At 28.6% G+C, this 1,298-nt stretch carries 2 protein-coding genes; both read right to left on the reverse strand.

Annotated features, from left to right (window positions below; translation table 11 throughout):
• The coding region (locus tag HG1285_RS01145) for a hypothetical protein (RefSeq protein ID WP_008289467.1) at positions 1 to 248 on the reverse strand (248 nt) is incomplete at its 3' end.
• Positions 241 to 1,298: bifunctional diguanylate cyclase/phosphodiesterase (locus HG1285_RS01140; RefSeq protein ID WP_008289468.1), on the reverse strand; the 1,058-nt coding region annotated here is incomplete at its 5' end. The genes HG1285_RS01145 and HG1285_RS01140, both read right to left, overlap by 8 nt.

Below are 1,298 nucleotides of genomic sequence, written 5' to 3' on the forward strand. Positions count from 1 at the left end.
GGTAGTGTGGCTCTATCTGCATCAGCAGCATTTTCTACCAGATAATCCAACAGCTCATTTAGTTCTTCTTTTGGAAGTTTATCTAAGTTATATTTTTTCAGCCAGCTTTTATTTTTAAAAAGTTCTATCCATTGATAAGATGTTTTTTCTTCTGGATTAATATGGTATTTTCTTATAATTTCTTCTGGTGAAAAGTTTGCATAACAAAAACAAAAAGTAAAAAGGAAAATTATGATTACTTTATGCATCTAATCCACCTTTTTTAATAAGTTCTATAAATTCTTTTTCAGGTAATGGTTTTGAGAAATAATAACCCTGTCCATAATCACAGCCTTCGTCTTTAAGGAAATAAAGCTGTTCTTCTCTTTCAATCCCTTCAGCAATAGTTTTTAGTCCTAAGTTGTGTGCCATATTTATTATTGTTTTTGTTATAACCACATCATTCATGTCTTCTGGAATGTCTCTAATAAATGATATATCAATTTTTAATAAATCTATTGGAAGTTTTTTTAAATATGAGAGTGAAGAATATCCTGTTCCAAAATCATCTATAGAGATTTTAAATCCCATAGATTTTAATAAATTTAATGTTTTTAAATTTTCCTCTACATCTTGCATAATTTCTCTTTCGGTTATTTCAAGTTCTATACATCTACAAATGTTCTTATCTTTTATAATTTCACTCAGTTTTTTATAAACCAATCCTTTTCTGAAAAACTTTGCGGAGAAGTTTAAGGCAATATTTAAATGATTTATATTTCCCCTCATTAATTTTTCAACAAATTCAAGGTTCTTTCTAAGCACGTATTCATCAATTTCAAGTATTAAATCTGATTCCTCGGCAAGAGGTATAAATTTTGCAGGAGATACAAAACCAAGTTTTTCAGACTGCCATCTTATAAGAGCTTCGGCTCCAACGATATTATTAGTGTTTAAATCTATTATAGGTTGATAAACAAAGAAGAATTCTTCTTTTCCTAAAGCTTCTCTAATACTTTGTTCAAGTTCTATTTTTTCTTTTAGTTCTTCCTCAAACTCTTTGTTAAATATTATATATCTATTTTTCCCTTCTTTTTTGGCTTTGTAAAGGGCAGAGTCAGCATGCTTTAACAGTTCAAAAGCATCGTCTCCATGTTCAGGATGTAATGCTATACCTATACTTATGGACAATGACATAGGTAAGTTATTAATTACAAATTCGTTTTTAAATAGCAGTTTAATATTTTTAATAAATTGATTTAACTGCTGTTGGTTTTCATATTCAACAGTTATACCAAATTCATCTCCACTTAGTCTTG

This window comes from Hydrogenivirga sp. 128-5-R1-1 (assembly GCF_000171895.1).